Raw genomic sequence first — 15,007 nt, forward strand, 5'->3', positions numbered from 1 at the left:
ACGACATGGCATTGACCAAGGCAGAGATGGCCGAGCGCCTCTACGAAGAGGTCGGGCTGAACAAGCGGGAGGCGAAGGAATTCGTCGACGCCTTCTTCGCCACCTTGCGCGAAGCGCTGCACGAGGGTCGGCAGGTCAAGCTGTCGGGTTTCGGCAACTTCGACCTTCGACGCAAGAACCAGCGGCCTGGCCGCAACCCCAAGACCGGCGAGGAGATTCCGATCTCGGCGCGTACCGTCGTCACCTTCCGCCCCGGACAGAAGCTCAAGGAACGGGTCGAAGCCTACGGTGGGGACGGGGGATCGCGACATGCTTGACCCCGGCAGCAACCGCGAACTGCCCCCGATCCCGGCCAAGCGTTATTTCACCATCGGCGAGGTCAGCGAGTTGTGCGACGTCAAACCGCACGTGCTTCGCTATTGGGAAACCGAATTCCCGAGCCTGAGTCCGGTCAAGCGCCGCGGCAACCGGCGCTACTACCAGCGCCACGACGTGCTCATGGTTCGCCAGATCCGGGGCCTGCTCTACGAGCAGGGCTACACCATCGGGGGCGCCCGGCTTCGGCTGGAAGGCGACGGCGCCAGGCAGGAGTCCGCCCTGAGCAGCCAGATCATCCGGCAGGTCCGCATGGAGCTCGAGGAAGTCCTGCAGCTGTTGCGCAGGTGACTTGAAGCCGTGGCGCCGCCAGGCGCCCAGTCAGCTGGTCGCCCCCGCTCTGAGCATCAGTGCCCCGGCGGCGTGACCCGCAGCCGAGGCGGGTTCGGCCAGGGGCGCGACTCGCGGGCGACGCCTTGCACGCGGGGGACCGAAGGCCGACTCCGTCGCTGGCAGGGCGCGATGCGCTTGAGCGCCGAGGGCTAGGCTATAATCCATCCCCCAATCGGGGTATAGCGCAGCCTGGTAGCGCACTTGTCTGGGGGACAAGTGGTCGTCGGTTCAAATCCGGCTACCCCGACCAAACATGTACGCTTCGTCGCGCGACGCGTACACCTGGAATGCCCGGCCTAGCCGGGCATTTTCTTGCCCGGGATCCAGGCCGCGGCGGGAACTTGCAAGCCGCGTGTTTGTCCCATTCCGGTCGCGGCCTCCGTCGCGTCGCGCGCACCAAGTCGGGTGTCCGGACATCCGGGGATACGGAGAAGGTAATGCCGTCATCAGGTAGCTTCAGTGCCAGCGCAGCCGTGCTGTTGGGCATGGCGTGCGTGGCGTTTCCGCTACAGGCCCGGCTCCAGTCGTCGTGGGCCGCGGACGGTGGACCGGACGCGACCCGGGTGGTGGAAGTGCCAGCGGATCCATCCGTCAGGACCCTGGAAACCGTCGTCGTGAGCGGCGCGCAACCAGGCCCCGGCGTCTGGAAGCTGCGCAATGCAACCGGCCACGAACTCTGGATCCTGGGGTCGGTGAATCCGCTGCCGAAAAGGATGGAATGGCATTCGGCCGAGGTCGAACGTTTCCTGGCGCGCGCCGAGGAAGTGATCTGGCCACCCTCGCTATCGGTAGGCGCCAATGCCGGTTTCTTCGGGACCTTGGCGTTGCTGCCCAAGGCGATGGCTGCGCGCAACAATCCCGGGGGCCAGCGACTCGTGGACGTGTTGCCGGCCAACGACTACGCGCGCTGGCAGGCGTTGAAGCAGCGCTACCTGGGCCGCGACCGAGGGGTGGAGAAGCGCCGTCCAATGTTCGCGGCGATGACCTTGTACGAGGCCGCGCTGGACCGGGCCGGCCTGGCGACCGGCGGCGTCATCAGTCCGGTGGTCGATCGCGCCACCAGGGGACGCAAGGTGCGCGTGACCAAGCCCCGCTACACGATCCGGCTCGCCGATCCCAAGGCCGCGCTTGCGCAGTTCCGGGACGCCGGCATGGACGATCGCGCATGCCTGGACAAGACCATGCGCCGGCTGGAAACGGACCTGGACAATATGGTCTCGCGCGCAAACGCCTGGGCCACGGGCGACCTGGACGCCTTGCGCGCATTGCCCTACGACGACCACGCGGCCTCCTGCATTGAAGCCGCGATGGAAAGCGCCGCCCTGCGCGAGCGCGGGGGCGCCGGGTTCAAGGCCGAGATGCGGCGCGCCTGGCTCGAAGCCGCGGAGTCGGGTTTGCGGTCGAACCAGGTCACCTTCGCGGTATTGCCGATGCGCGAACTGCTGTCGGATGACGGCTATCTCTCCCGCCTGCAGGCGCGGGGATACCAGGTGCAGGCGCCGGAATAGGCGATCCTGCGTTTCGCGTTCAACACCAGCGTGGGCGCCGAGTTTCCATGAGGCCTCGGCCGGCCTCCGGCTCCTGCGTGCGCGTTCGAGGCGGGCCGACATCCTTTACGTCGCATGATTGATGACCTGGGACGGGGACCGTCTCGACGCGCGGGAGGTCCATGCATCCGGTGATCCTGCTACTCGCCCGGTCGGCCATGGCGACGACCCACTCACTGGAATCCCCCGCCCGACGGAGCCACGCCACGAAGCGACCCGGGAATGGCAATGGGTTTCGGCGGCACGCTCGGGGTCGCTTGGGCTTTCCCCCCGAAGCTCGGCCACTGGGTTGCATACCCGGGAGTGCCTAGCCGGGAGTAGGCGTACAAAATGGCAACGACCGAAGCCGGCGTCCTTCAGCCAGTCGCGGACTGCTGCGCGTGCGGCACCGTACCAGCGAGATCGGGCCAGCGCTGCAGCACGGCCTTGCGGATTCCTTCCGCATCCAGACCGGCTTCGGCCAGCAGATCTTCGCGGCTGGCATGGTGCTGGAAGGCGTCTGGCAGGCCCAGTTGAAGGATCGGCAGCACGACGCCTTCGGCTTGCAGCAGCTCGCTCACGGCGGAACCGGCACCGCCCATGCGCACGTTGTCCTCGAGGGTGACGAAACCCTCGTGCGATCGTGCCAGTTCCAGCAGCAGCGCGTGGTCCAGCGGCTTGACGAAGCGCATGTTGACCACGGTCACGCCGAGCTCGCGTCCCACGGCTTCGGCGGCCGGCACCAGCGCGCCGAAGGCGAGCAGGGCGACACGCGAGCCGTGCTGGCGGACCTCGGCCTTGCCGATGGGCAAGGCGTCCAGGTCGGGGCGGATGGCGACGCCGGGGCCGCTGCCGCGCGGATACCGCACCGCGGCCGGGCCGGCGTGGCGGAACCCGGTGCTGAGCATCTGCCGGCACTCGTTCTCGTCGGCCGGCGCCATGACCACCATGTTGGGCACGCAGCGCAGGTACGAGAAGTCCAGGTTGCCGGCATGGGTGGCGCCGTCGGGACCGACCACGCCGCCACGATCGATGGCGAACAGCACGTCGAGGTCCTGGATCGCGACATCGTGCACCAGCTGGTCGTAGCCGCGTTGCAGGAAGGTCGAGTAGATCGCGACAACCGGCTTGGCGCCTTCGCAGGCCATGCCCGCCGCCAGCGTCACCGCGTGCTGCTCGGCGATGGCGACGTCGAAGTAGCGCTCCGGGTATTCCTTGCTGAATCGCACCAGGCCCGACCCCTCACGCATCGCCGGCGTGATGGCCATCAGCGTGTCGTCGGCCGCCGCCATGTCGCACAGCCAGTCGCCGAAAACGTCGGTATAGGTCGGTTTCTTCGCGCCGGGCTTGCTGGTCACGCCCTGGGTCGGGTCGAAGGGCGACACCGCGTGGTAGCCGATCTGGTCGCCTTCGGCGCGCTCGTAGCCCTTGCCCTTCGTGGTGATGATGTGCAGCAGCTGCGGGCCCTTCAGTGTCTTCAAGGTCTTCAGCGCCGCGACCAGGGCCTTGACGTCGTGCCCGTCGATCGGCCCGGTGTAGTGGAAGCCCATTTCCTCGAACAGGGTGGACGGCACGAACATGCCCTTCCAGTGCTCTTCCCAACGGCGCACGAATTTCGCCGTCGGGTTGTTCTTGTCGCCCAGGAGCTTCTTGCCGCCCTCGCGCAGCGCGTTGAGCGTGCGGCTGCCGGTGAGCTTGCCGAGCATCCGCGTCATGCCGCCGACGTTCTCGGAGATCGACATGCGGTTGTCGTTGAGCACCACCAGCACATCGGGCTCCGGGTCCATCCCCCCTGCGTGGTTGAGCGCCTCGTAGGCCATGCCCGCGGTCATGGCACCGTCGCCGATCACCGCGACCACGCGACGGTCGTTGCCGGCACGGGCATTGGCGATGGCCATGCCCAGCGCGGCGGAAATGGACGTGGACGAGTGGCCGACGCCGAAGGTGTCGAATTCGCTCTCCTCGCGCTTGGGAAAGGGCGCGACGCCGTCCTTCTGCTTGACCGTGTGGATGCGGTCGCGACGGCCGGTCAGGATCTTGTGCGGGTAGGTCTGGTGGCCGACGTCCCAGACGATCCGGTCGTCGGGGGTGTCGTACAGGTAGTGCAGGGCGACGGTCAGCTCGATCACGCCCAGCCCGGCCCCGAAATGGCCGCCGCTGCGGCCGACCGATTCGATCAGGTAGGCACGCAGCTCATCGGCGATGGCGGGCAAATGCGCTTCGTCGAAGTCGCGCAGCTGGGCGGGCGTGTCGATGCGCGCCAGGTGGGGATAGCGGGCGGAGTCGATCATGGTGGACATTGTAAGTCCGTCGCCGCATCCGGGGCGTCGGTACCGGGCCGACGCCGCCCGGCGGCGGCCCAGGCGTCGCTCAGCGGTTGCGCAGCCGTCCCAGCAGGCCGCCGCCGGGCTTCTTCGGGGCCTCTTCCGGCTCCGGGGGCGTCTCGGGGACGAACTGCGCGTAACCGGTCACCAGGTTGGCGTTGATGAAATCGGCGACGTCGGCAGCCGGGACGCTGCTGGCGTCCGCGATTTCGGCAACCGTCGCCGGCCCCTTCATCATCGCGGTGGCGATGCGGAAGTGCTTGGGGTATTCGCGTTCGGTTTGCGGCCATTTCGCCAGCGCATAGCGCCCGTCGGCCTCGTGTTCTGGCAACAGGCTGCCTTGGCCGGCGACCAGGCCGGCCAGCCAGGCCAGCCGGGGCAGGGGTTGGGGGTCGCCGGCGGCGGCCGCTTCCGCGGTCCAGCGCGCATCGTCAAGCGTTTCGAAGTCGGATTCTTCCACCGTGCCGGAGATCGAGGGAGCGACGGACTTCAGGGCGCTTGGCCCATGCCAGGCCTGGGAGGCGGGGTCAATGAACAGGGCCGGCCCATCGCCGCGTCGATACCGAACGCGACCGGCCAGGGCGCCGGGTCTTAGCCAGTCGGCGAAGACCGGGTCGCGTGCGGGGATTTCGGGTTCCGGCGCGGCCGGTTCGGGGACCACCGGAGCCTCCACCGGCTCCGGGACGGCGTGATCGTCCTCGAATGCGTCGCCCGCCGACGCATCGGCGGGTTCCGGCTCGGCGGCGCCGCCGGCGTCGGTGGGTTCGGTGCGAACGGTGGCCTCGGGCGATGGCGCGTCGACGGAGTGGCCCGCCGCGCTTGAAGGTTGCTCGAGTTCCACCAGCAGGGCGTGCACCTTCTGGCCGTCGAAGGGGCGGCTCAGCCGGAATTCGGTCTGCGTACGCTCCACCGAGGTCAGGCCGACCACGGTCTTGCCCGCGGCGTGCAGCCGCAACCAGCTCATCGGTCCGTACATGCTGTCCATGTCGACGATGACATGGTCGGCCTCGTTCTCGGGCACCAGCTCCCAACGCTCGTCCAGCCGTTCGTTGGCCTCTGCGAAGGCGATCTTCAGGGCCACTTCGGTGTCCGGATCCATCCCGGTCAGGCCGAGGGTGAGGCTCATGGTCAATTCCTGTGAAGGCGAGATGGCAGCGCATCGAGTGTTGCGGACTCCCGCGCGCGCGTCAACGCGCGCAGGGCGACAGCTTTGGGTGGCGCCGGTCAGACCCTGACGCTTCCCGTCGCATGGCGCGCATGCCGGCCAACCGAGGCCCGTCCGTTGTGCGATGCGCCATCGCGCCGCTGGCCGGGTGCGCGTGGCCTGGTGACGAGGGCGGCGCGCCTGCAAGCAGGTCCCGGGTTCAGTTGATGCGCCGTTTCCGCCGGGGCAGGTGGTTCTTCAGGAAGTTCATCTGGTCGGCCAGGATGTTCCGGTTCGACAGGATCAGGTGCTCCACCCAGCTGGGGCGGAAGGGCACGGCGAGCAGCGGCATCGAGGCCTGGTGGGGCGTGCGGCCGCCCTTGCGCGAATTGCAGTGGAAGCAGGCCGAGACGACGTTCTCCCAGGTGTCCCGCCCGCCCTGCGACAGCGGTTTCACATGGTCACGGGTGAGCTGCTGGCGGGTGCAGTCGCGTCCGCAGTACAGGCACAGGTGCTGGTCGCGCGCGAACAGGGCGTGGTTGGTCAGCGCCGGAGTCGGATCAAGGGCATGGGGCCGGGCATGGCCGCGCGAGGCGATGATCGGGTGCAGGTCCATGGTGCTGCGCAGCCCGGTGATGCGGGAAGTGCCCCCATGCACGGTGAGGCAGGGGTCGCCCAGTGTCCAGGCCACTGCGTCGCGGGCATACAGGCAAGTCGCGTCCTGCCAGCTGATCCAGTCCAGCACGCGGCCGTGGGCGTCAAGCGAGAGCAGGCGCACGGCATCCAGGCGGGCGGGCAGGGCGTCCGAGGATGCGAAGGCGGACGCGTCATCGATCGGGGAAGCCTGCGCGGCATGGCCGCTGCCCCCGTCCCGGATCAGGCGAAGCTTCGCTCTGTCGGTCTCCATCGGGAATCCAGCTTATACGCTTTTGCCGCCGCGATGGATAGGCGCGCCTTCCACCCAGTCAGGTGCCTGCGCGGATGCGTCGCTGCTGCCTTGCATCGAGGGCGCTTGCGCTTGCAGGGCGTGCTCGAGCGGGCTTCGACCGCAACGAAGACGCTATTCAGCGGCGCCCGCCCTGCGCCCGGGGATCGGCAACAGCATCGGGACCCTGCGTTGGTAGTCGCGGTAGCGTTCGCCAAGCGCCGCGACCAGGTCGCGCTCCTCGAGGAACTTCACTGCCACGAGGATGTAGCCGGTGGTCATCAGCGCGAACAACAGGTGGCCCTGGCTCATTTCCGGCGTCGCCCAGAAGGCGACCAGGAATCCGAGCATCAACGGATGCCTCACGAAACGGTAGTAGGCCCGGGTCACGAAGGGCATGTCGGGTTCCGGCTGGCGCCTGGCATGGAGCCAGACCTGGCGCAGGCCGAACAGGTCGAAATGGCTGATCAGGAAGGTGCTCGTCAGCACGATCAGCCAGCCGGCGGCTTGCAAGCCATGCAGCAGCCACCGCACGGGTTCCGCATCGACGTGCCAGGCCATCGCCGGCAGGGGCCGCCACCACGCGAACAGGACGACCAGCACCAGGCTCGAGAACAGGACGTACGTGCTGCGCTCGATCTGCACGGGCACGAACCGCGTCCACCAGCGCTTGAATGCGGGGCGCGCCATCAGGCTGTGCTGGACCGCGAACAGCGACAACAGCGCGATGTCGACCACCAGCGCCGGCATCGCATCGCCCGGGATGCCGCTGTCGATGTGCTTGGGTACCACGAATCCGCCGACGAAGCCGATCGCGTACAGGAAGGTGAGCAGGAACACGGCGTAGCAAAGGAGGCCGTAGGCCAGTGCAACCCAGCGGATCATGGCGGTTGACTCCCAAGGGGTTCGACACGCTCGATTCTCGGCGCATCTCCGCTCCATTCATACGGGAAGCTTGTCCCGCATCGGGCATCGCACGGCGGCGAACCGGGACGAATGTCCCGGTCAGCCGTGCAGGCCCCGCCGGTGGGCGTAGACGATGGCCTCGGCGCGACTGTGCACGCCGAGCTTCTCGTAGAGATGGGAGACGTGGTTGCGTGCCGTCTTCTCGGCGATGTCGAGTTGCCATGCGATCTGCGCGTTGCTGTGGCCCTCGCACAGCAGCGCCAGCACCGCGTTCTCGCGGGGAGTCAGTTTCGGCTGGTCGGACGCCGCGATACCGTCGCTGGCTGCATGCTGCCCCGTGAACTCGAGGATGGCCTCGCGGAAATGCAACCAGGCCGACTCGTTCTCCAGCAGCACGTGGTTGGCTGACTCCAGCAGGACGAATTGCGCGTCCGGGATCTCGCGGGCAAGCCGCCGGCCCATGGCCGGGTGGTTGACCTGATCGTTGCTGGCTTGCATCACGAGGGTGGGCGTCCGCACCTTCGACAGGAGGTCGCCGACATCCACGTTGCCGCGCGCCTCCATCAGCCGCGCCCCGATCTCGGCCGACGTCGTGCGCCGGCACAGGTCGTTGAACCACTCGAGCTGCTCGGCGCTGCCCCCCGGGATGAATCGGGAGGTGAACAGCTGCCGGAACACCGGGTTGTCCTTGTCCCATCCGCTGCGCATCAGCTCGGTGATGGCGTGGAAGGTGCGGATGGCCCCGGCGTCGCCGCTCTTGTGGATGCCGGTAGCGTACCCGCCGTACAGGATCAGGTGCGAGACACGCCCCGGGTGGCGGACGGCGTAGGCGATGGCGATCGCCGCGCCCTGGCTGATGCCGAGCAGGGCGAAGGGTTCATCGATGCCCGCCGCCTCGACGACCTGTTCCAGGTCCCGGACCCAGCGCGAAAGCGAGAGGTCTCCCGCGTTCCAGTCCGTCATGCCGCAGCCGCGTTCGTCGTGGCGGACGTAGCGGTAATGGGTGGCGAAGAATCGCGTCCAGTGCCGCCAGACCGGGCTTTCCCAGTCGTACTCCAGGTGCGTCAGCCAGTTGGCCGCCTTGACCAGCGGCATTCCGCGCCCGACTTCCGCCCAGGCCAGGCTGATGTCGTCGGACGTGCGGATGTATCGGACGCTCTGTTTCATGGGCTGCCGGCACGGTGCAGTCGGGCGAGCATAGCGCGTCGCGCTTGCCGCATGCCCAAGGCGATGTCCCATGTCCAGGCAGCCGGATCGAACCGCTGCCTGATACGCGTCCAGGTCGCCGGGCTCGTCTGGCGGGCGCGTCTTGGGCTCAGGCGTCGAATGCTTCCGCAGGCAACGCCATCAACGACGACGCGCCGCTTTCCATTGCGGCGGCATGCATCCGGGTGCGGGGCAGGATGCGGGCGTAGTAGAAGCGGGCCGTTTCGCGCTTGGCGTCCTTGAATGCCTCCGGCCGGTCCGATGCCTCGGCAGCCGCGACGCTTCGCGCCCACCAGTACGCCAGCGCGACGTAGCCCGAATAGAAGAGGTAGTCGTAGCTCGCGGCGCCCAGCTCCTCCGGAACATCCGTCGCACGGGTCAGTATCGAGCGGGTCAGGGCTGCCCATTCCGTGGCCTTGTCGCGCAACGGTGCGACGAATTCCGCAATCCCGGCGCGGTGTTCGTACTCGTCGCAGAAGGCTTCGACCTCGGCGAGGAAGAGCTTCAGTCCGGCGCCCTGCGTCGCCGCGGTCTTGCGCCCGATCAGGTCCAGCGCCTGGATGCCGGTGGTGCCTTCGTACAGGGTCGTGATGCGGGCGTCGCGCGCCAGCTGCTCCATGCCGTGTTCGGCGATGTAGCCGTGGCCACCGAAGCACTGCAGCGCGTGGTAGGTGTTCTCGACGCCCCATTCGGTCTGGCAGGCCTTGGCGATCGGCGTCAGGAAACTCACGAGCACGTCGGCGCGCTCGCGCTCGCCGGGATCCGCGGCGTGCTCGGCGACGTCGACCAGCGTCGCCGCGTGCAGCGCGAGCAAGCGGCTGCCTTCGGTGAGCGACTTGATGGTCAGCAGCATGCGCCGCACGTCCGGATGCACGATGAGCGGGTCGGCGGGTTTGTCGGGGAACTTCGCTCCCGACAGCGCGCGCGATTGCAGCCGTTCTCGCGCGTAGCGCAGCGCATTCTGGTAGGCGCGGTCCGAGAGGCCGAGCCCCTGCAGTCCGACGCCCAGCCTCGCGGTGTTCATCATGGTGAACATCGCCTGCAGCCCGCGGTGCGGCTGGCCGACCAGGTAGCCCTGCGCGCCGTCGAAATTCATCACGCAGGTCGCCGAACCCTTGATCCCCATCTTGTGCTCGATGGCGCCGCAACGCAGCGCGTTGCGTCCGCCGAGGTTGCCGTCGCGGTCGACCTTGAACTTCGGGACCACGAACAACGAGATGCCCTTGGGCCCGGGTGGCGCATCCGGGAGCTTGGCGAGCACCAGGTGGACGATGTTCTCGACCAGGTCGTGCTCGCCGGCGGTGATGAAGATCTTGGTACCGGTGATGGCGTAGCTGCCGTCGTCCGCGGGCTCGGCGCGGGTGCGCAACAGGCCCAGGTCGGTGCCGCAATGGGGTTCGGTGAGGCACATGGTCCCCGTCCACCGCCCCTCGACCAGCGGCTTGAGGAAGGCGTCGTGCTGCCAGGGTTCGCCATGCTGGGTCAGCGCATCGATCGCGCTGTGCGAGAGCAGCGGGAAGTTGCCCCAGGCCAGGTTGGCGGCGTTGACCATTTCATTGAGCGGCACGCCCATCGTGTGCGGCAAGCCCTGCCCGCCCAAGTCCGGCGATGCCGTCAGCCCGGTCCACCCGCCCTCGACAAAGCGATCGAACGCTGCCTTGAACCCCGGTGGGGTGGTCACGTCGCCGCTGTCCTTGTCGTAGCGGCAACCATGCCGGTCGCCCACGGCGTTGAGCGGCGCCAGCACAACCTCGGTAAAGCGCGCGGCCTCGTCGAGCACCGCGTCGAGCACGTCGCGGGTGGCGTGCTCGTAGCCAAGCCTGGAGAACATTTCGTCGGCGCGCAGCACGTCGTAGAGCGCGAAGCGGATGTCGTTGAGCGGCGCGTGGTACGTGGTCATGGATCCTCGCCTGGGAATGCCGGGTGGTTGCCGCCGCTATTCCCGGGGCGCGCGCCCCAGGCCTTTCGTTCGAACATACTTGCGTGGGCGGCGCGTTCGATCGGCGCTTGCCGGTGTGCCCGGCTCAGCGCAGCACCCCGGCAAGGCCGGGCACGGGGCTGAGCTGGCTGTTCCGCTCGATCGTATAGGTGCGCGACCGGGCGCGGTCTTCCGGTGCCGCATCGAGGCTGCCCTCGAGCCGGTAGGCGATGCCACGCCCCGAGGCCAGCGCGTCCGCCATGCGCATGCGCGCGCCCGCCGAGGGCGTGAGCGGAACGCTCACCACGTCCGCCGATTCCGGACCGATGGTCAGCCCGGGTTGCGCCTGCAGGGTCCCGGCGGCCTCTCCGGCCACCGAGACTTCGAGCGTCACTTGCTCGAAGCGCATCGGCAGGCTGCTGTAGTTCTGGAGGCGCAAGTCGACGGTCCAACCGCCGTCGGCGCGCACGGTGAGCTGCTGGATGCTGGCCGCCGGCTCGGAAACGCGGCGCGGCGGGCCGCTCGCGCAACCGGCCAGCAGGGCGCAAGCCAGGAGAATCGACAATGCTCGCAGGTGGGTCATGCCCCGGCTCCAGGTCGTTAGGGGTCGAGAATACTACGGCCACCCGCGCCTGCTCCCGCGCGGCCGCGCTCGACTGCGGCCGCGCTAGCTGCGTCAGCGCGGTGTGCATCGGGCCGATCCCCGCCGTGAACGATGCGCGGCGGCGTCAGCGCGGCCGGATGTCCAGTTCGATGCCGACCGCCTGCAGGTCCTGCGGCTCGCCTTCCAGGTCGGCGCGGAGCAGGGGGCGGCTCTCAAGCCATGGCCTTGGCAGCTTGATGGCGAGCCTGCCGTCCGAGGCCGTGGCCTTGAGTTCGGGGATGTCCTGCGCCTCGTGCGCCCGGTGCAATAGCACGGCGATGCGCAACAGGGTGGCGGTCCGCACGGCAGGGTCGACCAGGCGGTCGGGCAACGCGTTGAAGGCGGACTTCGGGATCCTGCGGCGATGGGTGCGGACCAGGGCGGCCAGGAATTGTTGTTCCTGCCGCGAGAAGCCGGCGATGTCGGAGTTCTCCAAGATGTAGGCGCCATGCACGTGGTATTGGCTGTGCGCGATGGTGAGGCCGAGCTCGTGGATCCGTGCCGCCCACGTCAGCATCAGTCGGTCGTCCAGCGATAGCTTCCATGCATCCGCGACCTGGTCGAACAGCCGCAGGGCCGTGCGCTCGACGCGCGCGGCCTGGTCGCCGTCGATCGCGTAGCGCTGCATCAGGGCCGCGACCGAGGAGGCGCGCGGGTCGTCCTCGCTGGCGCGCCCGACCATGTCGTAGAGCACCCCCTCCCGCAAGGCCGCCTTGCTCACGGCCATGCGCTGGAGCCCGAGGGCGGCGAAGGCCGCTTCGAGCACGAGCAGGCCGCCGGCGATGACCGGCTTGCGCTCCTCGGACAGGCCGGGCAAGTCGATGTCCCGGATGCGCGTCGCCTGCAGCAGGCGCTCCCGCACCTGCGGCAATGCCTCCGCCGTGACCGCACCCTTGGTCAGCGACATGCCGGCGCAAATGGCACCGATCGCCTTGGCGGTCCCGGAGGCACCCAGCGCCTCGTCCCATCCCAGGGCCCGGAAGGGCCCGGTGAACTGCTGGAACTCGGCGGTGACTTCGGTCAGCGCCGCCTTCCATTTCTTCGCCGACAGCCTGCCGTTGCCGAAGAAGCGACGGGTGCTGGCGACGCACCCGACCTGCAGGCTTTCGCGTTCGATCGCCTCGAACCCGCTGCCGATGATGCATTCGGTCGAGCCGCCGCCGATGTCGATCACCAGGCGCAACTGGTCCGGCTTGGGCGGCTGCGCGTGGGCGACGCCCAGGTAGACCAGGCGCGCTTCCTCGCGGCCCGACACGACCTCGATGCCATGCCCGAGCGCGGCTTCGGCCGGCTCCAGGAACGCCTGCGGCGCGGCGAGCCTGCGGACGGTATTGGTGGCGATGGCGCGGACGCGGTGCGGCGGGATGTCACGGATACGCTGGCCGAACCGGGCGAGGCATTCGAGCGCGCGCTGGCGGACGACGGGATCCAGCCCGCCCTTGTCGTCCAGGCCCTCGGCCAACCGCACCATTTCGCGCAGCCGGTCGACGATGCGCAGCTGGCCCAGCATGTAGCGGGCGACCACCATGTGGAAGCTGTTGGAGCCCAGGTCGATGGCGGCGAGGAGGTCGCCGTCGCGCAGCGGGGCGGAGAGCGACTGGCTGCCGGCGACGGCGACGTTCATCCGCAGATCCTGTCGAGCAGCGCGGCCTGCGCGGAATGGGGCGTGGCGCCGTCGCCCGGCACCAGCTTGCAGTAGCTGCCGTCCGCTTGCAGTTCCCAGGCATTGAGATTGTCGGCGAGGTAGTTTTCCAGCGCCTCGTCGCGCGCGCGTGCCGCGAGTGCGGGATCGAGCACCGGGAAGCAGGTTTCCACCCGCCGCAGCAGGTTGCGCTCCAGCCAGTCGGCACTGGTGCAGAACAGCTCGGGCTTGCCGTCGTTGCCGAACCAGTAGACGCGGCTGTGTTCCAGGAAGCGTCCGACGATCGAGACCACGCGGATGTTCTCCGACACGCCCGGAACCCCGGGGCGCAGGGTGCACGCGCCGCGGACGATGAGGTCGACCTGGACCCCCGCCTGCGACGCCGCGTACAGCGCGCGGATGACCTGCGGCTCGTTGATCGCGTTCATCTTGGCGACGATGCGCCCTGGCCGGCCGGCCCGGGCCAGCCGGGTCTCGCGCTCGATGCGTTGCAGCACGCCGGCATGCAGGGTGAATGGCGACTGGAGCAGGCGCTTGAGCCGGATGGCGGGCGCCAGGCCCGAGAGTTGCTGGAACACCTGGTGCACGTCGTTGCCGATTTCCGGGTCCGCGGTCATCAAGCCGATGTCGGTGTAGGCGCGGGCGGTGCCGGAGTGGTAATTGCCGGTGCCCAGGTGGGTGTAGCGGCGCAACTTCCGCCCCTCGCGACGCACGATCAGCAGCATCTTGGCGTGGGTCTTGAAGCCGACCACCCCGTAGACGACCTGCACGCCGGCGTCCTGCAGGCGGTCGGCGAGGCCGAGGTTGGCTTCCTCGTCGAAGCGTGCGCGCAATTCGACCACCACCGTCACGTCCTTGCCGTTGCGCGCCGCCTGCACCAGGTGCTCGACGATGGCCGAGTCGCGCCCCGTGCGATACAGCGTCTGCTTGATCGCCAGCACGTTGGGGTCCTCGGACGCCTGCTTGATCAGCTCGAGCACCGGGGTGAAGGCATCGAAGGGGTGGTGCAGCAGGACGTCGCCGTCGGCGATGCGCGCGAACATGTCGTCGCCATTGCGGAGCTGCCGCGGCTGGAACGGCGGGAACTTCAGGTCCGGCCGCTGCACCAGGTCGTAGACCTGGATGACGCGGTTGAGGTTGACCGGGCCATTGATCCGGTAGACGGCGTTCTCGGGCAGCTCGAAGTTGCGCAGCAGGGTCCGCACGATCGCCTTGGGGCACTGCGCCGCGATTTCCAGCCGCATGGCGCGAAGGTAGCCCCGGCCGACCAGCTCGTCGCGCAAGGCGAGGGCGAGGTTCTCCACCTCCTCTTCGTCGACGATCAACTCGGAGTTGCGGGTCACGCGGAACTGGTAGGCGCCCTTGACCTGCATGCCCGGGAACAGCTCGTCGACGAAGGCCGAGAGCACCGCCGAGAGGAAGACGAAGTCGTACTCGCCGCCCGAGACCCGTTCCGGGATCTGGATGATCCGGGGCAAGGAGCGCGGCGCACGCACGACCGCCAGGTGCCCGCTGCGGCCGAAGGCGTCCTTGCCCTTCAGCACGACGATGATGTTGAGCGACTTGTTGAGGATCTTGGGGAAGGGGTGCGCGGGGTCGAGCCCCAGCGGAGAGAGCACGGGCAGGATCTCGTCGCGGAAGTGGCTGCGCAGCCAGCGTGTCTGCTTCGCCGTCCACTGCTCGCGCGGGATCACCTTGACGCCGGCCTCCGACAACGCCGGCTTGAGGACCTCGTTCCAGCAGCGGTACTGCGCCTCGACCAGTTCGGCGGTGCGTTCGTGGATGCGCTTGAGCACGGTGGCCGGCGACAACCCGTCGGATGGCAGGGGCATGTCGAAGTCCTGCGCATGGCGCACGGTGGCGGCGCGGATCTCGAAGAATTCATCGAGGTTGGTGCAGGAGATGCAGAGGTAGCGCAGCCGCTCGAGCACCGGGACCGCCTCGTCCTGCGCCTGCGCGAGCACCCTGAAGTTGAAGTCGAGCTGCGACAGCTCGCGGTTGAGATACAGCGCCGGATCGCACAGGGGATCCATCGCGCCGTCGCCGCATGGGTGCGTCGCATCGC

12 protein-coding genes and 1 tRNA gene are annotated in these 15,007 nt (G+C 68.5%); 4 read left to right on the forward strand and 9 right to left on the reverse strand.

Going from position 1 to position 15,007, the window contains the following annotated elements; translation table 11 throughout:
* The first annotated feature begins 5 nt into the window (after positions 1-5).
* The 4 genes from ABD970_RS06450 (at position 6) to ABD970_RS06465 (ending at position 2,216) form a co-directional block, all read left to right on the forward strand.
* Complete coding sequence (locus tag ABD970_RS06450; protein ID WP_345294702.1) at positions 6-317, forward strand: integration host factor subunit alpha; 312 nt, start codon at positions 6-8, stop codon at positions 315-317.
* Entirely contained in the window at positions 310-666 is a 357-nt protein-coding gene (locus ABD970_RS06455; RefSeq protein WP_345294703.1) for a MerR family transcriptional regulator, read from the forward strand. Before ABD970_RS06450 ends, ABD970_RS06455 begins: the two co-directional genes overlap by 8 nt.
* Positions 667-881: 215 nt before the next feature.
* Positions 882-958: transfer RNA gene (locus ABD970_RS06460), tRNA-Pro, on the forward strand.
* Positions 959-1,145: 187 nt separating this feature from the next.
* Positions 1,146-2,216: a TraB/GumN family protein gene (locus ABD970_RS06465; protein WP_345294704.1), complete on the forward strand. Its 1,071-nt coding sequence runs from the start codon at positions 1,146-1,148 to the stop codon at positions 2,214-2,216.
* A 395-nt stretch (positions 2,217-2,611) separates the two neighbouring features.
* Here ABD970_RS06465 and dxs read toward each other — a convergent pair whose 3' ends face one another.
* From dxs to ppk1, 9 genes are all read right to left on the reverse strand, one after another.
* Positions 2,612-4,525: a 1-deoxy-D-xylulose-5-phosphate synthase gene (dxs, locus tag ABD970_RS06470; protein ID WP_345294705.1), complete on the reverse strand. Its 1,914-nt coding sequence runs from the start codon at positions 4,523-4,525 to the stop codon at positions 2,612-2,614.
* A gap of 79 nt (positions 4,526-4,604) precedes the next feature.
* Positions 4,605-5,684, reverse strand: coding sequence for a hypothetical protein (locus ABD970_RS06475; RefSeq protein ID WP_345294706.1), 1,080 nt, complete (start codon positions 5,682-5,684; stop codon positions 4,605-4,607).
* Positions 5,685-5,922: 238 nt separating this feature from the next.
* Positions 5,923-6,609 carry an HNH endonuclease gene (locus ABD970_RS06480; RefSeq protein WP_345294707.1) on the reverse strand — a complete coding sequence of 229 codons (687 nt, stop codon included), beginning with the start codon at positions 6,607-6,609 and terminating at the stop codon, positions 5,923-5,925.
* 153 nt (positions 6,610-6,762) lie between these two features.
* Positions 6,763-7,512 carry a methanethiol S-methyltransferase gene (gene mddA / locus ABD970_RS06485; RefSeq protein WP_345294708.1) on the reverse strand — a complete coding sequence of 250 codons (750 nt, stop codon included), beginning with the start codon at positions 7,510-7,512 and terminating at the stop codon, positions 6,763-6,765.
* A 120-nt stretch (positions 7,513-7,632) separates the two neighbouring features.
* Positions 7,633-8,700, reverse strand: coding sequence for an alpha/beta fold hydrolase (locus ABD970_RS06490; protein WP_345294709.1), 1,068 nt, complete (start codon positions 8,698-8,700; stop codon positions 7,633-7,635).
* Between the two features lie 148 nt (positions 8,701-8,848).
* On the reverse strand, positions 8,849-10,639 hold the full coding sequence (locus ABD970_RS06495) for an acyl-CoA dehydrogenase C-terminal domain-containing protein (RefSeq protein ID WP_345294710.1): 1,791 nt from the start codon (positions 10,637-10,639) through the stop codon (positions 8,849-8,851).
* A gap of 124 nt (positions 10,640-10,763) precedes the next feature.
* A complete protein-coding gene (locus ABD970_RS06500) occupies positions 10,764-11,240 on the reverse strand; it encodes an LEA type 2 family protein (protein WP_345294711.1) in 477 nt (158 codons plus the stop codon).
* Positions 11,241-11,385: 145 nt separating this feature from the next.
* Entirely contained in the window at positions 11,386-12,924 is a 1,539-nt protein-coding gene (gene ppx / locus ABD970_RS06505) for an exopolyphosphatase (protein WP_345294712.1), read from the reverse strand.
* Complete coding sequence (ppk1, locus tag ABD970_RS06510; protein ID WP_345295662.1) at positions 12,921-14,975, reverse strand: polyphosphate kinase 1; 2,055 nt, start codon at positions 14,973-14,975, stop codon at positions 12,921-12,923. Before ppk1 ends, ppx begins: the two co-directional genes overlap by 4 nt.
* Positions 14,976-15,007 lie beyond the last annotated feature (32 nt).

This window comes from Luteimonas vadosa (genome assembly GCF_039543545.1).
GTDB classification, from domain to species: Bacteria; Pseudomonadota; Gammaproteobacteria; order Xanthomonadales; family Xanthomonadaceae; genus Luteimonas; species Luteimonas vadosa.

Coding starts and splice junctions, on each gene's coding strand:
- ABD970_RS06450 (WP_345294702.1), top strand. CDS start 6: ATGGCATTGACCAAGGCAGAGATGGCCGAGCGCCTCTACGAAGAGGTC.
- ABD970_RS06455 (WP_345294703.1), top strand. CDS start 310: ATGCTTGACCCCGGCAGCAACCGCGAACTGCCCCCGATCCCGGCCAAG.
- ABD970_RS06465 (WP_345294704.1), top strand. CDS start 1,146: ATGCCGTCATCAGGTAGCTTCAGTGCCAGCGCAGCCGTGCTGTTGGGC.
- dxs (WP_345294705.1), bottom strand. CDS start 4,525: ATGATCGACTCCGCCCGCTATCCCCACCTGGCGCGCATCGACACGCCC.
- ABD970_RS06475 (WP_345294706.1), bottom strand. CDS start 5,684: ATGAGCCTCACCCTCGGCCTGACCGGGATGGATCCGGACACCGAAGTG.
- ABD970_RS06480 (WP_345294707.1), bottom strand. CDS start 6,609: ATGGAGACCGACAGAGCGAAGCTTCGCCTGATCCGGGACGGGGGCAGC.
- mddA (WP_345294708.1), bottom strand. CDS start 7,512: ATGATCCGCTGGGTTGCACTGGCCTACGGCCTCCTTTGCTACGCCGTG.
- ABD970_RS06490 (WP_345294709.1), bottom strand. CDS start 8,700: ATGAAACAGAGCGTCCGATACATCCGCACGTCCGACGACATCAGCCTG.
- ABD970_RS06495 (WP_345294710.1), bottom strand. CDS start 10,639: ATGACCACGTACCACGCGCCGCTCAACGACATCCGCTTCGCGCTCTAC.
- ABD970_RS06500 (WP_345294711.1), bottom strand. CDS start 11,240: ATGACCCACCTGCGAGCATTGTCGATTCTCCTGGCTTGCGCCCTGCTG.
- ppx (WP_345294712.1), bottom strand. CDS start 12,924: ATGAACGTCGCCGTCGCCGGCAGCCAGTCGCTCTCCGCCCCGCTGCGC.
- ppk1 (WP_345295662.1), bottom strand. CDS start 14,975: ATGGATCCCCTGTGCGATCCGGCGCTGTATCTCAACCGCGAGCTGTCG.